General features: G+C 69.9%; 20 protein-coding genes. 5 read left to right on the forward strand and 15 right to left on the reverse strand.

Features of this window, described 5'->3' with window-relative positions; genetic code table 11:
• Window positions 1–31: 31 nt before the first annotated feature.
• The 10 genes from trpA to AC07EQ_RS17930 all read right to left on the reverse strand — a co-directional run bounded on the left by trpA (window position 32) and on the right by AC07EQ_RS17930 (window position 9,234).
• Entirely contained in the window at window positions 32–862 is an 831-nt protein-coding gene (trpA, locus tag AC07EQ_RS17885) for a tryptophan synthase subunit alpha (RefSeq protein ID WP_478389154.1), read from the reverse strand.
• An 8-nt stretch (window positions 863–870) separates the two neighbouring features.
• On the reverse strand, window positions 871–2,115 hold the full coding sequence (gene trpB, locus AC07EQ_RS17890) for a tryptophan synthase subunit beta (protein ID WP_478389022.1): 1,245 nt from the start codon (window positions 2,113–2,115) through the stop codon (window positions 871–873).
• Between the two features lie 98 nt (window positions 2,116–2,213).
• The gene (gene trpM, locus AC07EQ_RS17895; protein WP_478389023.1) at window positions 2,214–2,384 is read right to left on the reverse strand and encodes a tryptophan biosynthesis modulator TrpM; all 171 of its coding nucleotides are present in this window, start codon (window positions 2,382–2,384) and stop codon (window positions 2,214–2,216) included.
• 187 nt (window positions 2,385–2,571) lie between these two features.
• Window positions 2,572–3,024 carry a MaoC family dehydratase gene (locus AC07EQ_RS17900; RefSeq protein WP_132487543.1) on the reverse strand — a complete coding sequence of 151 codons (453 nt, stop codon included), beginning with the start codon at window positions 3,022–3,024 and terminating at the stop codon, window positions 2,572–2,574.
• Between the two features lie 104 nt (window positions 3,025–3,128).
• The gene (locus AC07EQ_RS17905; protein ID WP_478389024.1) at window positions 3,129–4,247 is read right to left on the reverse strand and encodes an acyl-CoA dehydrogenase family protein; all 1,119 of its coding nucleotides are present in this window, start codon (window positions 4,245–4,247) and stop codon (window positions 3,129–3,131) included.
• Complete coding sequence (locus AC07EQ_RS17910; RefSeq protein WP_478389025.1) at window positions 4,244–5,464, reverse strand: acyl-CoA dehydrogenase family protein; 1,221 nt, start codon at window positions 5,462–5,464, stop codon at window positions 4,244–4,246. The genes AC07EQ_RS17905 and AC07EQ_RS17910 overlap by 4 nt, the downstream gene beginning before the upstream one ends.
• Complete coding sequence (fabG, locus tag AC07EQ_RS17915) at window positions 5,464–6,219, reverse strand: 3-oxoacyl-ACP reductase FabG (RefSeq protein WP_478389026.1); 756 nt, start codon at window positions 6,217–6,219, stop codon at window positions 5,464–5,466. The genes AC07EQ_RS17910 and fabG overlap by 1 nt, the downstream gene beginning before the upstream one ends.
• Before the next feature lie 81 nt (window positions 6,220–6,300).
• Window positions 6,301–7,512: an acyl-CoA dehydrogenase family protein gene (locus tag AC07EQ_RS17920; RefSeq protein WP_358572602.1), complete on the reverse strand. Its 1,212-nt coding sequence runs from the start codon at window positions 7,510–7,512 to the stop codon at window positions 6,301–6,303.
• 1 nt (window position 7,513) lies between these two features.
• Window positions 7,514–8,554 (reverse strand): phosphotransferase family protein, encoded by a 1,041-nt coding sequence (locus AC07EQ_RS17925; protein ID WP_478389027.1) that lies wholly within the window; start codon window positions 8,552–8,554, stop codon window positions 7,514–7,516.
• Window positions 8,551–9,234: an HAD family hydrolase gene (locus AC07EQ_RS17930; RefSeq protein ID WP_478389028.1), complete on the reverse strand. Its 684-nt coding sequence runs from the start codon at window positions 9,232–9,234 to the stop codon at window positions 8,551–8,553. Before AC07EQ_RS17930 ends, AC07EQ_RS17925 begins: the two co-directional genes overlap by 4 nt.
• A gap of 431 nt (window positions 9,235–9,665) precedes the next feature.
• Between AC07EQ_RS17930 and AC07EQ_RS17935 the strand changes: the two genes are divergently transcribed.
• On the forward strand, window positions 9,666–10,199 hold the full coding sequence (locus AC07EQ_RS17935) for a DinB family protein (protein ID WP_478389029.1): 534 nt from the start codon (window positions 9,666–9,668) through the stop codon (window positions 10,197–10,199).
• A gap of 218 nt (window positions 10,200–10,417) precedes the next feature.
• On the opposite strand, the gene AC07EQ_RS17940 is transcribed toward AC07EQ_RS17935, so the two are convergent.
• Entirely contained in the window at window positions 10,418–11,314 is an 897-nt protein-coding gene (locus AC07EQ_RS17940; RefSeq protein WP_478389030.1) for a TIGR03619 family F420-dependent LLM class oxidoreductase, read from the reverse strand.
• 368 nt (window positions 11,315–11,682) lie between these two features.
• On the opposite strand from AC07EQ_RS17940, the gene AC07EQ_RS17945 reads away from it, so the two are divergent.
• The gene (locus AC07EQ_RS17945) at window positions 11,683–12,318 is read left to right on the forward strand and encodes a cyclase (RefSeq protein WP_478389031.1); all 636 of its coding nucleotides are present in this window, start codon (window positions 11,683–11,685) and stop codon (window positions 12,316–12,318) included.
• 58 nt (window positions 12,319–12,376) lie between these two features.
• Here AC07EQ_RS17945 and AC07EQ_RS17950 read toward each other — a convergent pair whose 3' ends face one another.
• Window positions 12,377–13,549 (reverse strand): benzoate/H(+) symporter BenE family transporter, encoded by a 1,173-nt coding sequence (locus AC07EQ_RS17950; protein ID WP_478389032.1) that lies wholly within the window; start codon window positions 13,547–13,549, stop codon window positions 12,377–12,379.
• Between the two features lie 49 nt (window positions 13,550–13,598).
• Here AC07EQ_RS17950 and AC07EQ_RS17955 point away from each other — a divergent pair, with 49 nt between their 5' ends.
• The 3 genes from AC07EQ_RS17955 to AC07EQ_RS17965 all read left to right on the forward strand — a co-directional run bounded on the left by AC07EQ_RS17955 (window position 13,599) and on the right by AC07EQ_RS17965 (window position 15,298).
• Window positions 13,599–14,162 carry a helix-turn-helix domain-containing protein gene (locus AC07EQ_RS17955; RefSeq protein ID WP_478389033.1) on the forward strand — a complete coding sequence of 188 codons (564 nt, stop codon included), beginning with the start codon at window positions 13,599–13,601 and terminating at the stop codon, window positions 14,160–14,162.
• A gap of 150 nt (window positions 14,163–14,312) precedes the next feature.
• Entirely contained in the window at window positions 14,313–14,927 is a 615-nt protein-coding gene (locus tag AC07EQ_RS17960) for a TetR/AcrR family transcriptional regulator (RefSeq protein WP_478389034.1), read from the forward strand.
• Window positions 14,924–15,298 carry a VOC family protein gene (locus AC07EQ_RS17965; RefSeq protein WP_478389035.1) on the forward strand — a complete coding sequence of 125 codons (375 nt, stop codon included), beginning with the start codon at window positions 14,924–14,926 and terminating at the stop codon, window positions 15,296–15,298. Before AC07EQ_RS17960 ends, AC07EQ_RS17965 begins: the two co-directional genes overlap by 4 nt.
• Before the next feature lie 162 nt (window positions 15,299–15,460).
• Here AC07EQ_RS17965 and AC07EQ_RS17970 read toward each other — a convergent pair whose 3' ends face one another.
• The 3 genes from AC07EQ_RS17970 to AC07EQ_RS17980 form a co-directional block, all read right to left on the reverse strand.
• Window positions 15,461–17,008 (reverse strand): GMC family oxidoreductase, encoded by a 1,548-nt coding sequence (locus AC07EQ_RS17970; RefSeq protein ID WP_478389036.1) that lies wholly within the window; start codon window positions 17,006–17,008, stop codon window positions 15,461–15,463.
• 21 nt (window positions 17,009–17,029) lie between these two features.
• Window positions 17,030–18,580, reverse strand: coding sequence for an APC family permease (locus AC07EQ_RS17975; RefSeq protein WP_478389037.1), 1,551 nt, complete (start codon window positions 18,578–18,580; stop codon window positions 17,030–17,032).
• Window positions 18,581–19,003: 423 nt separating this feature from the next.
• The gene (locus AC07EQ_RS17980) at window positions 19,004–20,497 is read right to left on the reverse strand and encodes an aldehyde dehydrogenase family protein (protein WP_478389038.1); all 1,494 of its coding nucleotides are present in this window, start codon (window positions 20,495–20,497) and stop codon (window positions 19,004–19,006) included.
• Window positions 20,498–20,539: the final 42 nt, after the last annotated feature.

Genomic DNA, 20,539 nt, shown 5'->3' on the forward strand with positions numbered 1-20,539 from the left:
GGAGCAGATCAAGGGGAGAGGCCGGACGACCTTACGACCGCGGCGCGGCGTCGACATCGGAGCGGCGGGTGCGCACACCTCGTGCCAACTCCGCTGTCAGCCGCCGGATGCGCGCGAGACCGGTGGGGAAGTCGGGTGCGTCCAGCAGCTGCCGGACGAATGCGGACCCGACGATGACGCCATCGGCGTAGCAGGCGACCTGCGCAGCTTGGGCGCCGGTAGCCACACCCAGTCCTACGCACACCGGCAGCGCTGTGGTCGCGCGCGTGCGGCGCACCAGTTTCTCCGCATCAGCACTGACAGATTCGCGTGCGCCGGTCACGCCCATGATGGATGCGGCGTAGACGAAACCGGATCCCGCCGCCGTGATCGTGCGCAGGCGATCGTCGGGTGTGCTCGGTGCCGCCACGAAAACGGTTGCGAGCCGGTGTCGTCCGGCCGCACGACGCCACGATGCCGACTCCTGCACCGGCAGATCCAGGAGGATGCAGCCCGCACCGCCGGCCGCGGCGAGATCGGCCGCGAACTCCTCGACGCCGTAGCGGTCAACGCAATTCCAGTACGTCATGACCAGCACCGGCGCCGCCGCACGGGAAGTGACCGCGCTGACGGTGTTCAGGACGGCTTCGGCGGTGACGCCACCACGCAGCGCGAGGTCGTAGGCGGTCTGGTTGACCGGACCGTCCAGCATGGGGTCGCTGTACGGCATTCCGACCTCGATGATGTCGCAGCCGCCGTCGATCATCGCCGCCAGCACCTGCACGTCCTCCCCGGCGCTTGGAAAGCCCGCCGGGAGGAAGCCGATGAGCGCGGCGCGATCCTGTCGCGCGATGCGGGTGAAGGTGTTGTCGAGCTGCTCGATCCCGCCGGTCATCGGGCCACCTCCGCAGCGGTCGGGTCGTCGAGGAACCCCGCTTCGCGGGCGACCGTGCCCATGTCCTTGTCGCCGCGTCCGGACAGGCCGACCAGGATGACGGCTTCGGGGCCCAGTTCCCGGCCGAGCCGCAACGCGCCCGCCAAGGCGTGGCTGGATTCGAGCGCGGGAATGATCCCTTCGGTTCGAGACAGCAGCAGCAACGCTTCCAGTGCCTCGGCGTCGGTGACGGGCAGGTAGTGGGCGCGGCCGGTGGCGTGCAAATAGGAGTGTTCGGCTCCCACCCCCGGATAGTCCAGGCCGGCGGCGATCGAGTGGGTTTCCCGGGTTTGCCCCTGCTCGTCCTGCAGGACGTACGAACGCGAACCGTGCAGGACACCGGCCGATCCCGCACCGATCGTCGCTGCGTGGCGCGTGCCGCCAAGCCCTTCGCCGGCGGCTTCGAAGCCGTAGAGCCCGACGTGCTCGTCCGGCAGGAAGGCGTGGAAAAGACCGATGGCGTTGGAACCGCCTCCGACGCAGGCCGCGACCGCATCCGGTAGCCGGCCGGCGTGTTCCAGGATCTGGCCGCGCGCTTCAACACCGATCACCCGTTGAAAGTCGCGCACCAGGGTGGGGAAGGGATGTGGCCCGGCTGCCGTGCCGAACGCGTAGTGGGTACTTCGGACAGTCGACACCCAGTCCCGGAACGCCTCGTTGATCGCGTCCTTGAGCGTCCGGCTGCCGGACGTCACCGGCACCACGTCGGCGCCGAGAACCTTCATGCGGGCCACGTTCAGCGCCTGTCGCCGGGTATCGACCTCACCCATGTAGACGGTGCATTCCAGGCCGAGCAACGCGCACGCGGTGGCAGTGGCCACGCCGTGCTGACCTGCGCCGGTATCGGCGATCACGCGGGACTTGCCCATCCGCTTGGCCAGCAGCACCTGCCCCAGCACGTTGTTGATCTTGTGGGAGCCCGTGTGGTTCAGGTCTTCGCGCTTGAGGAAGATGCGGGCGCCGCCCGCCTGCTCGGCGAACCGGGTGACCTCGGTCAGCGGGCTGGGGCGGCCGACGTAGTGGGCCATCAGGCGATCGAACTCCGCGACGAACGAAGGGTCGGCCTTCGCCGCCGCGTACTCGTCGGCGAGCTCGTCGATGGTCGCGAACAGTGCTTCCGGGACGAATGATCCACCGAAAGCGCCGAAATAGGCGTCGCTATCGCTGTTCTGGGCAGGGAAGAAGAACCGGCGGCACATCATGATGTCTCCTCGCGGGCACAACCGTGCCCGCGGTCAGGTGCGTATGAGTGGCAAAGCACCCTCGCGAGCACGATGAGCTCGCGAGGTCGAGCATCAGCTCAGTGCTGCCATCGCCGGCCGTTGACCTGCCCAGGCTCACATCCGATGTGGTACCGCACTCGGCGGCCCCGCACGCGGCGCGCAGGGGCCCGGCAGCCGCATGTGCGGCAACCAGGCTCAAAGCGCGCGCCAACGTTCACGAAACGAAAATTTAGCAGCCGTCCTGCCACTAGTACACCGGCCGGGCCCAGAACGCCGGAAGATCTGGAAGTCCGCCTTCGGAACCGCCGGAGTCGCTTGCTGCTTCCGCCTCGGCGGAATTCACTTGCTCCGCCGCACTCGTGGTCACAGCAGCGGGCACCACCTGGGCCGCTCGCCAGAGCGTTCCCAGCTGGTGCCCGTCACGTGGAGAACCGGTCAGAAGACCACGCGGGTGAGGCCCTCCGCCACGCAGGCCGGTTTCGCGCCGCCCTCGATCTCGATGGTGGACTTGACGGTCAGCTGGAGGCCGCCGGCCACCTCGGTCACGTCCGCGAGCTCTGTGGTGGAGCGGACCCGCGAGCCGACCAGGACCGGGCTGGGGAAGCGGACCTTGTTCAGGCCGTAGTTGATCCCCATCTTGGCGCCCTCGAACTTGTAGGTCTGGGAGTTCAGCTTCGGCAGCAGGCTCAGGGTGAGGAACCCGTGCGCGATCGGGCCGCCGAACGGGCCCTGCTCGGCGCGCTCGACGTCGATGTGGATCCACTGGTGGTCCAGGGTGGCATCGGCGAACAGGTTCACCTGCTCCTGGGTGACGGTGAGCCATTCGCTGGTGCCGAGCTTCTCGCCCTTGGCGGCGACGATCTCTTCCTTGCTGCTGAATACCCGCAACGCAAAACCTCCTTGAGCGACAACGAAAAGCTGTGCGTGGGCTCGTGAGTGGTCATTCCGGTAAGAACCGGAATCCGCACTCACGAGCCCCGATCCGCGCAGGCCTACGGCGTGGGCAGGTCGGCGAGTTCGCCGATGCGCTGCCGGTGCGCCTCGGCGATGCCGAAGGTGAGCTGGGAGCTCTTGGCCCGGCCCAGGTAGAGGTGCGCCGAGTGCTCCCAGGTCATCCCGATGCCGCCGTGCAGCTGCAGGTGCTCTTCCGCGGCCCGCACGACCAGCTCGGAGCAGTAGGCCTGGGCGATGGCGACCTCGAGTTCCGCCGACTCGTCGCCGCGCGCCAGGGCGTCGGCGGCGTTGCGGGCCACGGCCCGCCCCGAGCTCACCGCCGCCCACAGGTCGGCCAGCCGGTGCTTGACCGCCTGGAACGAGCCGATCTGGCGGCCGAACTGGTAGCGGGTCTTGGCGTACTCCACGGTGGCGTCCAGGCATTGCTGGGCCAGCCCGACCTGCTCGGCGCCCAGCAGCCCGGCCGCGGTCACCAGCGCCTGCCGGAGGATCCGCTCGGCGTCGGCGCCGGCCGCGATCCGCTCGCCGACCGCCCCGTCCAGGGCGAGCGTGCCGAACCGCCTGGTGAGGTCCAGTGAGGTCGTGGGCGTCCGCGACACCCCGGACACCGAGGTGTCCACCAGGTACAGCGCCGCGCCGTCCGCGTCGGCGGCGGGCACGACCACGTAGTCGGCGACCTCCAGGTCCACCACCGCCGACACCGAGCCGGTCAGCGCGGCGCCGTCGGCCTTCACCGACTGCGGGAACGCGCCGTAGGGCACGGTGGTCAGCCCGACGGCGACGGTGCCGAGCTGCGAGCCGTCGATGAACTGCGGCAGGATCTCCCGCACCCGCGGCTCGTCCGCGCAGGCCACCAGCGTGGCGGTGGTCAGCAGGTTGCTCAGGAACGGCACCGGCGCGACGGACCGGCCGATCTCCTCGGCCACCACCGACAGCTCCCGGGCACTGGCCCCGGCGCCGCCGAGGTCCTCGGGCACCAGCAGCGCGGCGAGCCCGAGCTCGCCGGCGAGGGTCCGCCACAGCGCGAGGTCGTAGGGCTCGTCGGTCTCGCAGCGGGCCAGCACCGCGGTCCAGTCGCACCGGTCCCGCAGCAGCCGGCGGACGTTCGAGCGCAGGTCCTCTTCGACTTCGCTGTAGAGCAGGTCCGGGGCGCTCATCGCGGCAGCTCCTTCCACGGCCGGTCCTTGTCGGTGCGGATCTCCGGCGGCAGGCCCAGCACCCGTTCGGCGATGATGTTGCGCAGGATCTCGGTGGTGCCGCCCTCGATCGAGTTGCCCTTCGCCCGCAGGTACCGGAAACCGGGGCCGCGCTTGACGAAGTCGGTGTACTCGGGCTGGCGGAACGTCCAGTCGTCGTAGGCCAGGCCCGGTTCGCCGAGGAACTCCAGCTCGAACCCGGTGATCGCCTGGTTCTGCTCGGAGTAGGCGACCTTGACCGCGGAGCCCTCGGGGCCGGGTTCGCCGATGGCGAGCTGCTGGCGCAGCCGGATGCTGGTCAGCCGGGTCGCCTCGGTCTCGACCCACAGCCGCAGGAGCCGGTCGTGCAGGCCGTGCGTCCGCTTCTCGGGGTGCTCGCGCCACGCCTGCGCGGCGAGGCCGATCATGCCGCCTTCCCGCGCGGGCGCGCGCCCGCCGATGGCGACCCGCTCGTTCATCAGGGTGCCCAGCGCGACCTGCCAGCCCTGGCCGACCTCGCCGAGGCGCTGGGAGTCCGGGATCCGGACCCCGGTCAGGAACACCTCGTTGAACTCGGCTTCGCCGGTGATCTGCCGCAGCGGGCGGACTTCCACGCCCGGCGCGGTCATGTCGCAGATGAAGTAGCTCAGGCCCTTGTGCTTGGGCTGGTCCGGGTCGGAGCGGGCGACCAGGATCGCCCAGCGGGCCTGGTGCGCCAGCGACGTCCAGACCTTCTGCCCGTCCACCACCCATTCTCCCCCGCTCTCGGCTTCGCTCGAGCGGGAGGTGCCCCCATCATCGCGCACGGCCCGGGTGGACAGCGCGGCGAGGTCCGAGCCCGCGCCCGGCTCGCTGAACAGCTGGCACCAGATCTCCTCCCCGGTCCACAGGGGACGGAGATAGCGGCGGCGCTGCTCGTCGTTGCCGAAGCGCAGGATCGTCGGGGCGGCCATGCCCAGCCCGATGACGTTCAGCTGCGGCTTGTTGTCCGGCGCACCGGCCTCGGCGAAGGCGGCGTCCACCACCGGCTGCAGCTCCCGCGCGGCGCCCAGGCCGCCGAGGCCGGCGGGGAAGTGCACCCACGCCAGCCCGGCGTCGAAGCGGGCCCGCAGGAACTCCAGCCGGTCCATCTTCGCGGGATCGTTCGCGGCGAGGAATTCCCCTACCTTGCCGCGGAGTTCGTCGGCGTCCACGGTCATCACGCCTTCGGCCCGCCGGCCACGTAGATCACCTGGCCGGAGACGAACCCGGAGCGCTCGTCGGCGAAGAACGACACCGTGTTGGCGATGTCCTCCGGCTGGCCGACGCGGGCCACCGGGATCTGGCTCGCCGCGGCCTTGGTGAAGTCCTCGAAGCCCATCCCGACCCGCTCGGCGGTCGCCTTGGTCATGTCGGTGGCGATGAAGCCGGGCGCGATGGCGTTGGCGGTGACGCCGAACTTGCCGAGCTCGATGGCCAGCGTCTTGGTCAGGCCCTGCAGCCCGGCCTTGGCGGTGGAGTAGTTGGCCTGGCCGCGGTTGCCCAGCGCGGAGGTGCTGGAGAGGTTCACGATCCGGCCCCACTTGGCCTCGACCATGTGCTTCTGCACGGCGCGGCTCATCAGGAACGCGCCGCGCAGGTGCACGTTCATCACCGTGTCCCAGTCGTCCTCGGACATCTTGAACAGCATGTTGTCCCGGATGACGCCGGCGTTGTTGACCAGCACCGTCGGCCCGCCGAGCTCGGCGGCGATGCGGTCGACCGCGGCCTGCACCTGCCCGGCGTCGCTGACGTCGCAGCCGACCGCCAGCGCCTTGCCGCCGCTGGACTCGATGGCCGACACCGTGTCGGCGCACTGCTTCTCGTCGAGGTCGATGATCGCCACGGCGAAGCCGTCCTCGGCCAGGCGCTTCGCAGTGGCCGCCCCGATTCCGCGCGCGGCACCGGTGACGATCGCGACACGACTGTCTGCCATTTGATCTCCTCGCAGGTTTGGTTGTGGTTGGGGTCGTGAGTGGTAGTGGACGTTCCAGCGACCACTACCACTCACGAGCGATCAGCGGTACTTCTTCAGCTCCCGGCGGGCCAGCGAGCGGCGGTGCACCTCGTCGGGACCGTCGACGATGTGCAGGGTGCGCGCGTGCGCGTACAGGTTGGCCAGCGGGAACTCCTGGCTGACGCCACCGCCGCCGTGCGCCTGGATGGCGCGGTCGATCACCCAGGTGACCATCTCCGGCACCCCGACCTTGATCGCCTGGATCTCGGTGTGCGCGCCCTGGTTGCCGACGGTGTCCATCAGCCACGCGGTCTTGAGCACCAGCAGCCGGGCCTGCTCGATCTTCACCCGCGACTCGGCGATCCAGTGCTGCACCACGCCCTGCTCGGCCAGCGGCTTGCCGAAGGCGATTCGCTCGTTGGCACGGCGGCACATCAGCTCCAGCGCCCGCTCGGCCATCCCGATGGCGCGCATGCAGTGGTGGATGCGGCCCGGCCCGAGCCGGGCCTGGGCGATCGCGAAGCCCTCGCCCTCGCCGGCGATGATGTTCTCCGCCGGCACCCGGACGTTGTCGAACACGATCTCGGCGTGCCCACCGTGGTCGGCGTCGTCGTAGCCGAACACGTTCATGCTGCGGATGACCTGCACGCCGGGCGTGTCCTTGGGCACCAGGATCTGGCTCTGCTGGCGGTGTCGCTCGGCGTCCGGGTCGGTCTTGCCCATCACGATCAGGATCTTGCAGCGCGGGCTCATCGCGCCGGAGGAGAACCACTTGCGGCCGTTGATCACGTAGTGGTCGCCGTCGCGCTCGATGCGGGTGCCGATGTTGGTGGCGTCGGAGGAGGCGACGTCGGGTTCGGTCATGCAGAACGCGGAGCGGATCTCGCCGTCCAGCAGCGGCTGCAGCCACTGCTTCTTCTGCTGCTCGGTGCCGAACAGCGACAGCACCTCCATGTTGCCGGTGTCCGGCGCGGCGCAGTTGGTGGCCTCCGGGGCCAGCCGCCCGACCCGGCCCATGATCTCGGCCAGCGGCGCGTACTGGAGGTTGGTCAGCCCGGCGCCGTGCTCACCGGGAAGGAACAGGTTCCACAGGCCGCGCTTGCGGGCCTCGGCCTTGAGGTCCTCCATGATCGGCGGGTGCGCCGACCACGGGTCGTCGCCCGCGGCCAGCTGTTCGAGGAACACCGGTTCGGCGGGGTAGACGTGGGAGTCCATGAAATCCAGCAGCTGCTTGCGCAGCTCCTCGGTGCGTTCGTCGTAGCCGAAATCCATCTCATTCCTCCTTGAGGGTGGCGAGACCCTGGTCGACCAGCGGTGCCACCAGAGCGCCGACGTGCTCGAAGCCCTCGCCGACGGTCTGGTTGTGGATGAAGCGGTAGTGGATCCCTTCCAGGATCACGGCGATCTTGAAGAACCCGAACGCCAGGTACCAGTCCATTTCGGACAGATCGGTGCCGCTGCGTTCGGCGTAGCGGTCCAGCAGCTGCCGGGCGGTGGGGAAGCCGTACTCGGGGCCGACGCCCTTGGCGATGGGGTTGCGCTCGACGCCGTTGAAGCCCTCCCAGTACACGGCGAGCAGCCCGAGGTCGGTGAGCGGATCGCCGACGGTCGCCATCTCCCAGTCCAGGACGGCCCGGATGTGCTGGTCGTCGCCGACGATCACGTTGTCCAGCCGGTAGTCGCCGTGCACGATGCCGGCACGCGGCGTGCCGGGGACGGTCCGGGCCAGCCGGGCGGCGAGCTCCTCGATGCCGTCGATGTCGCGGCTGTGCGAGGCGGCCAGCTGCTTGCTCCAGCGGCGCACCTGCCGTTCCAGGAATCCCTCGGGGCGGCCGAATTCGCCCAGCCCGACGGACCCCGGGTCGATCGAGTGCAGGTCGGCGAGCACGTCCATCAGCTGCAAGGCCAGGTCGACGCGCTGCTGCGGGGCGAGCTGATCGGTCAGCTTCGGCGTGCGGTAGACGGTGCCCGGCACGTACTCCATCACGTAGAACGGGGCCCCGATGACGTCCTCGTCCTGGCACAGCAGGTGGGTCTCAGGCACCGGCACGGGCGTGCCGGCCAGTGCGGACATCACCCGGAACTCGCGGCTCATGTCGTGCGCGGTGGCCAGCACGTGGCCCAGCGGCGGGCGGCGCACCACCCACCGGTTCGCACCGTCGCCGACGAGGTAGGTCAGGTTCGACCGGCCGCCTTGGACGAGTTCGCCGGTCAGCGGGCCGCCGACCAGGCCGGGCAGCTCGGCGTCGAGGTGCGCGCGCAGCCGGTCCAGGTCGAGGCCGGGCAGCTCGCCGGGCGACGGTTGGGCGTTCATGAACTCTCCTTGCCTTGCGGGACGCTCCGGCGCAGGGCCGGGACGAGCTCGGTGAGCCGGGCGAGGGTCGCGGCGACGTCGGTGTGCAGCACCGCGTGCAGTCCGAGGCGCTCGGCGGCTTCGATGTTCGGGGCGCCGTCGTCGACGAACACCGCTTCGCCTGCGGTGAGGCCGAGCCGGTCCAGGGTCAGTTCGTAGATGCGCGGATCGGGCTTGCGGAGTCCTACCTCGCCGGAGATCACCGTGCACTCGAAGAGCCCGTCGAGCAATTCCCAGGGGTAGTTGTTGCCCCAGCTGTTGGACAGCAGCGCGGTCCGCACGCCGCAGTCGCGCAGCCGGCGAACCAGGTCGAGCATGGCGGGCTCGCTGCGCATCCGCGCGAACATCCGTCCCATCAGCCCGTCGGGCGCGACCGGCTCGTCGTCGACGGTGCGCAGCCGCTTCGCCAGGGTGAGGTCGAACTCGTCGGCGGTAATCTCGCCGGTCTCCAGCTGGTGGATCGGGGTGCCCGCGGGGGCGTTGCGGGACAGCCAGTCCTTGATCGCGGCGGAGAAGGTCTCCGGGCGGATCCGCTCGTGCTCGGTCCAGGCCCGGATGGCGGTGCGGCCGGGCGTGGTCAGCACGCCGCCGTAGTCGAAGATCGCCGCCCGGATCTCCGGCGTCGCGTCACTGGAACCCATGCCCAGGACCGTACCGACTAGACGGTATGTGCGCTAGACCCTGCTGCTCACCTCGAGTGGTGTTCCGCGAAATCCGGGCGGTCGCCCCAGGTCGGACCTGGACGAGTGGTTCCGGTGTGAACACGCACGCCGGGAGTGCTGTTCAGCGGCGATTCGTCCGGGAGGTCGTCGCGCCTGCCGACGGGCGCCCGGCGAACTGCGGGCTGTGCCGCCGTCGGTTTCGCCGGGTGCCCGCCGGTGTTGTCAGAGTCGAGGTGCGATCGAGAGGACCAGCTTTCCCCGGACGTGTCCCTGTGCCGACAGGTCCCGCGCTGCGGCGACCGCCAAGGCGGCCCCAGGTGGCACGACCGCCACACCGGCCAACGCGCCGCACGAGCACTGATCGCCTTTGGTCACCGAGCACATCGGTACTGCTCGTCTAGGCTCGCGGCATGGACTGGCGGGCGGAAGTGCTGGATCAGCTCGACTTCTACTGGACGATGTGGCGCCCAGGCCTCGATGGCCTGACCGACGAGGAGTACTTCTGGGAGCCGGTCGCCGGGTGCTGGTCGCTGCGGCGGGTGGACGACGGCTGGGCGATGGACTTCAGCTACCCGGAGCCGGTGCCGCCGCCGTTCACCACGATCGCCTGGCGGCTCAGCCACATCTCCGGGCACGTCTTCGCGATGCGCGCCAACAACCACTTCGGCGACGCCTCGTACCGGATGGACAACCACGACTACCCGGGCACCGCGGCGGCGGCGCTGGCCTACTTGGACGAGCAGAAGGCGTTGTGGCGCAACGGGATCGGCGCGCTCGACGCCGAGGGCTGGGAGAAGCCGGTCGGCCCGGCGGAGGGGCCGTTCGCCGACCGCAGCTACGTGGCGCTGGCGCTGCACCTCAACCGCGAGCTGTTCCACCACGGCGCCGAGGTGAGCCTGCTGCGCGATCTCCACCGCGCCTCGGCCGGCCGAAGCTTCGCCTGACGGCGAAGCCCGCCCAATTTTAGGCAAAATCGGAAGCAACCCTCCCCACCGAGCCCGGCGGGACCCGAGACATCCCCAATTTTAGGCAAAATCGGAACCCGTACTCGTGGCGAACCTCGGCGCGAGGGGTCGGGATGTCCCAATTTTAGGCAAAATCGGGCGCTCCTTCGGTCGCCCGGGTTGGGTGGCACGGTTTTCGGTGGAGTTGGGATTGGGCGTCAGACGGTGGTTTCGAAGGCGTTGCGGATCCTGGCCGCGAGGTCCAGGAGTTCGGCCGGGGTCGAGGTGGTGAACTGCAGGTCCACGAACGCGTCGTCGATGCCCAGCTCCGCCACCTCGTGCAGGTAGTCGACGAGCTGCTCGACCGGGCCGGTCCCCGGCCTCTCCGTCGCCGCGGCGTGGACCGCGACGTTGATGCGCAGGGCCGTGGCGATCGGCCCGCGCCCGGCGTCCCGCGCCTGGTCGCCGATGCTCGCGAGCGCGCCCCGCAGCTCCTCCGCCGGCAGCGCCACGCCGAGCCAGCCGTCCGCGCGGCGACCGATGCGCCGGAACGCGGCGGGGGAGAGTCCGCCCAGGTAGATCGGCAGGTGTTGCTGCACCGGCTTGGGCCGGAAGTCGCCGGGGCTGATGGTCCAGAACCTGCCGTCGTGCTGCACGGGGTCGGCCGCCCAGAGGCTTTCCAGCACGTCCAGCGTCTCGTCCAGCCGGGCGCCGCGCTCCCGCCACGGCACCGCGACGGCGTCGTACTCGTCGCGCGACCAGCCGAGCCCGAGCCCGGCGATGACCCGGCCGCCGCTGAGCCGGTCGATCCCGGCGAGGCTGCGGGCCAGGTGGATCGGCGGGTGCAGCGGGGCGTTGAGCGTGCTGGTGCCCAGCAGCGGGCGCGTGGTGGCGTTCGCCGCGAGGGTCAGCACGAGCATCGGGTCGAGGCCACTGCGGAACTGCTCGGGCATGGTGCCGCCCGGGTATGGCGTGCTCGGGGCGGTGGCGGCGTGCACGCGTTCGCCGGTCCAGAGGCTTCCGAAGCCGAGCGCTTCGGCTTCGGCCGCGATCGCCGGCACCAGGGTCGGGTCCGCGAAGGGGCCGAACTGGGGGAGGGCGAGTCCGAGACGCATGGGAAATCCTCCTGTCGATCCGGAATGGCGCTGGTCGGAACGGGTGCACCTGGTCGGCGTTCGGGCGAGCGCGCGCCGCGGGCCGCGGCCTTGCCCCGGGTGAGCGTGTAACTACCACCAATGGAGCTCCTCGATCACGCCGGGTTGCGAATCGGGCCGATAGAGCTTCGCCAGAACACGCATGTCGCAACGTGGTCCAGCCCATCGGCGGTTGTGCGCGGAGCCGGGGACAGCGGGCCGTGGTGCTCGGTGCGGGCTGTGAATTCTGTGAAATGCCTTCGCGTTGACGCCGAGTTTACTCGTCAGTAAGTATTTCGGTCGCCGCGCGGCTCGCCCCTTTCGTTCACCGATTCTGCGAGGTGAGGCCAATGAAGTCCCTTCTTCGTGGTAGACGTGCCGCCATCACCGCGGCGGTCGCCGCGGCCACGGCGCTCGCGTTGACCCCCCAAGCCATGGCCGCCGCATTCGACATCAACTTCGACTGCGCCGGTGACTCCCCGGTAGGGGAGCAGAAGTTCGCCCTGCAGCAGGCCGCCGACGTCACCGCGCCGGCCTCGGTCGCTCCCGGCGGGGCGCTCGACATCGTGATCGACCCGGGTCCGAACACCGTGCCCGCCGAGGTCAACGGGTACACCGTGAAGCGGATCGAGGGCATGGACCTGAAGATCCCGATCCCGGCGAACACCACGCTCGTCTCCGCGGACCTGGCGGGCGGCTCCGGTCTCGGGCCGAACCCGCCGACGTTCACGGTGGACGGCAACGTCGCCACGCTCCACCTGGACGGTCCGATCGCCGGCGGCTCGGAGTTCGAGCTGCCCACCGTGACCGCGCACCTCACGGCCGGTGAATCCGGCACGATCGAGACCAAGCTGCACGGCACCAGCCACGACGACCCGGGCCTGACCTTCACGGCCGTGGTGGGGTCGATCATCGGCGACCAGAACGTGCCGTCGCGGTGCTTCCCGAACCCCAACCCGGTCCTGACCACCACGACGATCGGCTGATCCTGCGATGAAGACGGCCTGCCCGCCTCGGCGACGGAGGCGGGCAGGCCGTTCCACATCATCCTCTCCTGGTGATCAGGTGGGTGGCGAGGCCGGCGAGCAGGCCCCAGAACACCGAGGCGATGCCGAAGGCGGTCACGCCCGAGGCCGTCACCAGGAACGCGATCAGCGCGGCGGTGCGGCTGCCCGGGTCCTCGGTGGCCTTGGCCAGCGAGCCGCCGATGGTGTCCAGCAGGCCGATCCCGGCGAGCGCGGTGACCAGCGCGATCGGGAAGGCGGCGATGAGGCTGCCGAGCATCGCCCCGAAGATCCCCAAGAGCAGGTAGCAGACGCCCGAGGCGATGCTGGCCTTGTAGCGCTGCGCCGGGTCCTCGTGCGCGTCGCGGCCCATGCACAGCGCGGCGGTGATCGCCGCGAGGTTGATGCCGAAGCAGCCCAGCGGCGCCAGCACCACGTTCACCGCCCCGGTCCAGGACAGGATCGGCGAGACCGGCGTCGAGTAGCCGTGGGCGCGCAGCGTCACCATTCCCGGCAGGTTCTGCGAGGTCATCGTGATGACGAACAGCGGCACGGCCAGGCTGATCGTGGCGTGCAGCGACCAGCTCGGCCAGGTCCACACCGGTGTGGCGAGCGCGAAGCCGACGCCGTCGAAGTGCAACGAGCCCTGGACGGCGGCGAACACCACGCCGATCACGAGCGCGATGAGCACCGCGTACCGGGACAGCAGCCGCTTGCCGAGCAGGTAGCCCACCAGCATCGCCAGCACCAGCCAGAACTGGGTCTGCATGGTGGTGAACAGGCCGAGCCCGAACTGCAGCAGCACGCCGCCGAGCAGCGCGGATGCGATCGACGACGGGATCAGGTTGACCGCCCGCTCGAACCAGCCGGTGAGCCCGACCAGCACCGTCAGCGCCGCGGCGATCAGGAACGCGCCGACGGCCTCCGCCATCGAGGTACCTTGACCGCTCGTGGCCAGCAGCGCGGCACCCGGCGTGGACCACGCCAGCACGACCGGCGCGCGGTAGCGGAGGGACAGTGCGATCGAGGTGACGCCGATGCCCGCGCCGAGCGCGAGGATCCACGAGCCGATTTCCGCGGGGCCCGCGCCGAGGGTCCGCGCGGCCTGGAAGACGATGGCAGCGGAGCTCACCACGCCGACCAGCGTGGTGATGGCACCGGAGACCAATGTGGACATCGGCGGGGCGGTCGGGAGCTGTTGCCGCAACTGCACTGTGGGATTCCGTTCTGTTTATGGAACGATGCGATGCTAGGAGGAAGCGGTGGAGCTGGTCAAGGTGGTGGGCGCGAACCTGCGCGCCGCCCGGGCCCTGCGTGGACTGTCGCTGTCCGAGACCGCCCGCCGGGCCGACATCGGCAAGGGCACGCTCTCCGAGCTTGAGGCGGGGCGGCGCAATCCGACGCTGGAGACGCTGTACGCGCTCGCGACGGTGCTCGACGTGCCGCTGGGATGGCTGCTCGTCGCGGAGTCCGAAGCCATCGCGGAGCCGGCGGTGGTGGTCAGCCGGGCCAGCGGCTCGGACCTCTCGGGGCGGACGGTGGACGTGCAGCTGATGGACCGGGTGTTCGGCGGCGGCCAGCAGCTGGAGGTGTACCGGCTGCACGTGCGCGCCGGAAGCCGGTACGTCTCGGCCGCGCACCGGCCGCGCGTGGTCGAGCAGCTGCTGGTGCACTCCGGAACCCTGGTCGCCGGCCCGGAATCCGCGCCGGAAACGCTCGGCCCGGGCGACTACATCCGCTTCGACGGCGGCGTCGACCACGTCTACCAGGCCCTCGACGAGGACGTTTCCGCAACGCTCGTCATGCGCTACGTCGATCCGGCCTGAAATCGGCCGTGTGCGTTTTGTGCTGCTATGGCAACACAAAACACGCACGGGCCACATGACCAGCGGAAACCGTTCAGTCTTCGCTCGTGTGCGGAGTGAGTGCTCACTTCTTTCTTGACGGAGTGAGTGCTCACTCCGTACTTTGGGGGCATGGCGGAAGCGAAGACGCGGCGCAGGGCGCCGGGGATGAGTCCGGAAGAGCGGAGGGCGATGATCATCGCGGCGGCCGTGCCGCTCGTCGCGGAGCACGGGGCGGCCGTGACGACGAGCCGCATCGCGCGGGCCGCGGGGATCGGTGAGGCGACGATCTTCCGCGTCTTCGCGGACAAGGACGAACTGCTGGGGGCGTGCGTGGCGGAAGCCGTCCGGCCGGACCATGTGGTGCGCGAGATCGGCTCGATTTCGATCGACGAGCCGTTGGCGCAGCGGCTCGTCGATGCGGCCGACGCGCTGGCCGCGCACCTGGAGCGGATGGGCGCGGTGGTCGGATCCCTGCACGCTTCCGGGCAGTTGCGCGGCCAGCGCGGCGCGGACCGGGAGCGGCCGGCGGCCGACGACCGGGCGGAGTCCATGCGGCAGGTCCGCGATGCGATAGCGGAGCTGTTCGAGCCGGAGCGGGAGTCCTTGCGGTTGGCGCCGGAGAAGTTGGCGGCGATGTTCCTCGGGCTGCTGTTCGTGCGGCCGCGGACGGGGGAGCCCGCACCCGTCGAAACCGCCGAGATCGTCGAGGTCTTCCTGCACGGCGCGATCGAGGAGGCGAAATGACGGTCACCCTGAACCACACGATCGTCCCGGCCCGGGACAACGACGCGGAGGCGGACTTCTTCGCCGGGATCATGGGCCTGCGGCGCCTGCCGCCGGACGGCATCGACGGGAAGTTCGCGCCGGTCGCGGTCAACGACTCGCTGACCCTGCAGTTCATGACCGTGCCGGGGGCGGAACCGCACCACCTCGCGTTCGACGTGGAACCGGCGGAGCTCGACCAGATCGTCGCGCGGCTGCAGGCGCGGGGCGTGTCCTACGGCAACAGCCCGCGCGATCCCGCCAACGGCCGCACCGACCACCCGCTGTGCCCCCGCGGCCTGTTCTTCGCCGACGAAACCGGGAACCTCTACGAGGTCATGACCACGGCGTGAAAGCCGAAGGTCCCTCCGGGACGGGGGACCGGAGGGACCTTCGGCAGCGCTCGGACACCGACGCGCTCTCGGGGGACAGGTGGCGATTTCGCGCGAAATCGCCGCATCCGCACCACGGTCGGGCGTCTCCTGCGGAATCGGCGGGAGACGCCGTTCACCGGATCAGCGGTTGTCCTCCTTGAGCATGTCGGAGCACTTCTCGCCGATCGCCATCGTCGTGATGTTCGGGTTCACCGCCACCAGGAACGGCATCGCCGAGGCGTCCGCGACGCGCAGGCCCTGCACGCCCTTCACCCGCAGGCGCGGGTCCAGCGGCTTCGTCGGGTCGCCCTCGGCGCCCATCGGCACCGACGCCGACGGGTGGTAGACGGTGTTGTGGGTGCGCTTGAGGTAGTCGGCGATCTCGTCGTCGGTGCGCACGTCCGGGCCGGGGAACAGCTCGGCTCCCGCCCAGTCCCGCATCGCCGGCTGCGCCACGATCTTGCGGGCCAGCTTGATGCCCTCGGTCATCACCCGCATGTCGTGCGGGTCGGTGAAGTACCGCGGGTCCACCTTCGGCTTGTCCCGGAAGTCCCGGCTGCGCAGCCGGACCGTGCCCGTGGACCGGGCGCGGGTGACGTTCGGGGTCAGGCAGAAGCTGTTCTCCGAGGTCGGGTAGCCCTGGCGCACGGTGTGCATGTCGAAGGGCACCGAACCGTAGTGGAACATCAGGTCCGGGCGGTCCAGGCCAGGCTCGGTGGTGGTGAAGATGCCGATCTCCCACCACTGCGTGGAGTCGGTGACCATGGGCTGCTCGGCGTCCCAGCTGATCACGCCCTCCGGGTGGTCCTGCAGGCTGGACCCGACGCCGGGGGAGTCGACCAGCACGTCGATGCCGAACTCCCGCAGGTGCTCGGACGGCCCGATGCCGGAGAGTATCAGCAGCTTCGGGGTGTCGATGGCACCGGCGGACAGCACCACCTCGCGGCGCGCGGTCACCGTGCGGCTGTGGATCAGGTCCGAGTCCAGGTACTGCACGCCGGTGGCCCGGGTGCCGTCGAAGGTGACCTTCTTGGCCCAAGCCTGGGTGCGGATCTCCAGGTTCGGCCGGTCCAGGTTCGGGTGCAGGTAGGACACCGACGACGAGGACCGGGTGCCGTCCTCCCGCGCGTTGATCTGGAACCAGTTGGCGCCGTGCAGCACGGTCTTGCCGGAGTTGAACTCCGTGGTCGGGATGCCCTCCTGGGCGCAGGCCTCCAGCAGCGCGACACCGCACGGATCCTCCGGCGGGACGCTGCGGATGGTCACCGGGCCGCTGCGGCCGTGGTGCTCGCCCGGCCCGTCGTTGGTCTCCAGTCGCTTGTACAGCGGGAAGATGTCCTTCGCGCCCCAACCGGTGGCGCCCATCGACTCCCACTCGTCGAGGTCCTCGGCCGGGGCCCAGAACGCGATGCAGGAGTTGTGCGAGGAGCAGCCGCCGAGCACCCGGGCCCGCGCGTGCCGCATGAACGAGTTGCCGTTCTCCTGCGGCTCGATCAGGTAGTCCCAGTCGTAACCGGACTCCAGCAGCGCCATCCAGCGGTTGAGCTCCAGGATCGCCTTGTCGCCGACGTCGGACGGCCCGGCCTCCAGCAGGCACACGGTGACGTCCGGGTCCTCGGACAACCGCGCGGCGACCGCCGCGCCGGCGCTGCCGCCGCCCACCACGACGTAGTCGAACTGGTCAGTCATGGATCGAAACTCCGTTTCCGCTCAGGCGACCGGGCTGGTCGTGTCGTCGTCCGAGGTGGACCGGGCGGCGTGGTCTGAGAGCACGCCGACCTTGTGGCGTTGGACGAACCAGTAGTACGCGAACCCGCCGACCGCCGCGACTCCGACGAACAGCACCGAGCTGTACTGCAGGTACCAGTGGTAGGGCGGCTCGGCGTTGTAGACCTCGCGGCGCGGCCAGGCCAGGTTGACCGTCATGCCCACGCCCCAGAGCACGGCCAGGATGTTGATCGGCAGGCCGAGCTTGCCCAGGCTGAACCGGCCCTGCCGCTTGGCCTCGTCCCGCGGCACCGACCACTTGCCGCGCAGCCGCGCGACCAGCATCGGCACGGTGACCAGCAGGTACGAGATGTAGATCAGGATGATCGCCAGGCTGGTGACCGCGGTGAAGATCTGCGGCTGCCCGACGTTGACCACCAGCAGAGCCACCGCGAGCACGCCGATGACCACGGCCGGCACGATCGGCGTCTGGAAGCGCGGGCTCACCCGCGCCAGCAGCGAACCGGCGGGCAGCGCGTTGTCGCGGGCCATCGCGAAGGCGATCCGGATCGCCGCGGTGTGCACCGCCAGCACGCAGACCGTGATCGCCACGAAGATCGACAGCAGGAACAGCCGGCCCACCAGCGGGCCCAGCGCGTCGTTGAGCACGAACTGCAGGCCGCTCTCGGCCAGCTGCGGCGCCGAGAAGTCCTTGGTGGCCATCAGGCCGAGCAGGATGATCAGGCCGCCGAGGATGAACGAGGCGATCAGCGCCCGCAGGATCGCCTTCGGCGCGTTGCGGTGCGGGTCGATGGACTCCTCGCCCAGCGAGGCGGCGGTGTCGAAGCCGTACATCACGTACGACGAGGCGATCCCGGCGACGAGGAACGCGCTCAGGTAGTTGCCGCCGAAGGCGGACTCGGTGCCGCCCGTGTCGAACACGATCGTCGGCGGGTTCACCACGACCAGCGCCAGCGCGACGATCAGCAGCACCGCGGCGACCAGCTCGATGAACACCCCGGCGCTGTTGATCCGGGCCATCAGCTTCACGCCGAAGGCGTTGACCAGCGTGGTGAACAGGATCAGCACCAGGGCCAGCAAGATGCCGTTGACGGCCTGCTCGGTGCCGGTGCTGCCGTCGCCGACGAGCTGGAAGCCGGACCAGATCTGCGGCAGCGTGTTCTGATACGCCAGCGCGGTGGCCGAGATCGACACGATGGAGGCCAGCAGCATCATCCAGCCGGCCAGCCAGCCGACGTGCTGACCGCCGAGCTTCTTCGCCCAGTTGTAGATGGAACCCGCGATCGGGTACCGGGATGCCAGCTCGGCGAAACTCAACGCCACGAGCAACTGCCCGACGAACACGATCGGCCAGGACCACCAGTAGGCGGGACCCCCGAAGGACAGGCCGAAGTAGGACAGTTGGAAGGTGCCGGTGAGCACCGAGATGTAGCTGATCCCGGCGGCGAAGGTGGAGAATCCGCCGAGGCTTCTCTTCAGTTTGTTGGTGTAGCCGAACTCGTTGAGCTCGGCGTCGTAATTGGGCGCGCTCATGCCCCGACTCCTTTCCCGATCCTCCCCGCCCGCCGGATGCGGGGAGGGGAACGAATCGGGTGGTTGTTTGCGTCGCGCGAAGAACACCGCCTACGGCGGCGGTTTCGAGCTGAAGCGCGGCCCGATCGGTCGCGCGGTTCCCGCGGCGGTGGCTCGGTCACCGCCGCAAGACGTTCTTCCTCCTCGTGGGTCGGGTGGGTTGCAACGTTTGAAGTGCTCGGCCGCAGTTGGCGTCAGGCAAGCGGCGAAGCCGCTTTCGGCCACCTACGCAGATTGACCACCCGCGGGTTCTCAGACGTCGTCTCGCGAGGACAGCCCCGATGCCGCGTATTGGGCATACACAAGTCGGGGATCCCGCAGTCGAGGCGGCGTCTGAGGTTCCGCTACGGGACCACCTACGCAGAACGACCAGCTCACTGTCATTTATTCTCCGGAGAACCAGTTCTGGGGTCCGGGCCGCAGATTCTGGTAGACGTGCTTTGCTTCCTGGTACTCGCCGAGGCCGGCGCGGCCGAGTTCGCGGCCGATGCCGGACTGCTTGAATCCGCCCCATTCGGCCTGCGGCAGGTAGGGGTGGAAGTCGTTGATCCAGACGGTGCCGTGCCGCAGCCGGTTGGCCACCCGCTGGGCCTTGCCCGGATCGCCGGTGAACACCGCGCCGGCCAGGCCGTAGTAGGTGTCGTTGGCGATGCGCACCGCGTCGTCCTCGTCGGTGAAGCGCTCGACGGTCAGCACCGGTCCGAAGGACTCCTCGATGACCGGGTAGGTGCCCTGCTTGACCTCGTCGAGCACGGTCGGCAGGTAGTAGTGACCGTTCGCGTAGCGCTCGCCCTCGGGGCGGCGGCCGCCGGTGCGCAGCACGGCGCCTTCGGAGACCGACTTGGTCACGTAGTCGTCCACCTTCTTCAGGTGCGCGGCGGAGATCAGCGGCCCGGTCTCGGCGTCGGAGTCGAACGGACCGCCGATGCGGATCCGCTCGGCGCGGCGGACGATCTCGTCCACCAGCGCGTCGTGCAGCTCGTCCTGCACGATCAGCCGCGCCCCGGCGGAGCAGACCTGCCCGGAGTGCAGGAAGATCGCGGTCAGCGCGTAGTCCACGACGGTCTCGAAGTCGGCGTCGGCGAACACGACGTTCGGGTTCTTGCCGCCGAGTTCCAGCGCCACCTTCTTCACCGTCGCGGCCGCGGCCACCGAGATCTTGCGGCCGGTGTGCAGGCCGCCGGTGAACGACACCAGGTCGACGTCCGGGTGTTCGGCCAGCACCGAGCCGGCCTCGGCGCCGGTGCCCAGCACGAGGTTGCCGACCCCGGCGGGCAGGCCGGCCTCGGTCAGCGCCCGCATCAGCAGGATCGCGGTGCTGGGGGTGAGCTCGCTGGGCTTGAGCACGAAGGTGTTGCCCGCCGCGATCGCCGGGGCGACCTTCCAGGCCACCTGCAGCAGCGGGTAGTTCCAGGGCGTGATCATGCCGCACACGCCGACCGGCTCGTACTGCACGCGGCTGATCGCGTCCGGCGATCCGGTGTCGACGAGGCGGCCCGCGTCGGTGCCGGCGATCTTGCCGAAGTACCGGAAGCACGCGGTGATGTCGTCCATGTCGAATTCGCTCTCGACCAGCCGCTTGCCGGTGTCCAGCGATTCGGCGCGGGCGAACTCCGCCTTGTCGCGCTGCAGGATGTCGCTGACCCGCAGCAGCAGGTCGCCGCGCTCCCACGGTGAGGTGTTCGCCCAGGCGCCGTCGTCGAAGGCGCGGCGCGCGGCGGCGATGGCCCGCTCGGCGTCGGCCGGTCCGGCCTCGGCGACCGTGGCCACCAGCGAGCCGTCGGCGGGGCAGCGGATCTCGCGGGTGCGGCCGTCGGCGGCCGACGTCCACTCGCCGTCGATGAACAGCGAGGCTGTCGAATTCTCTGCTTGCGACATGGCTCGTTTCCCCGTGATGTCGATTGTGCTTTTCGCGCCGGA

This window comes from Saccharopolyspora sp. NPDC045839 (assembly GCF_056431645.1).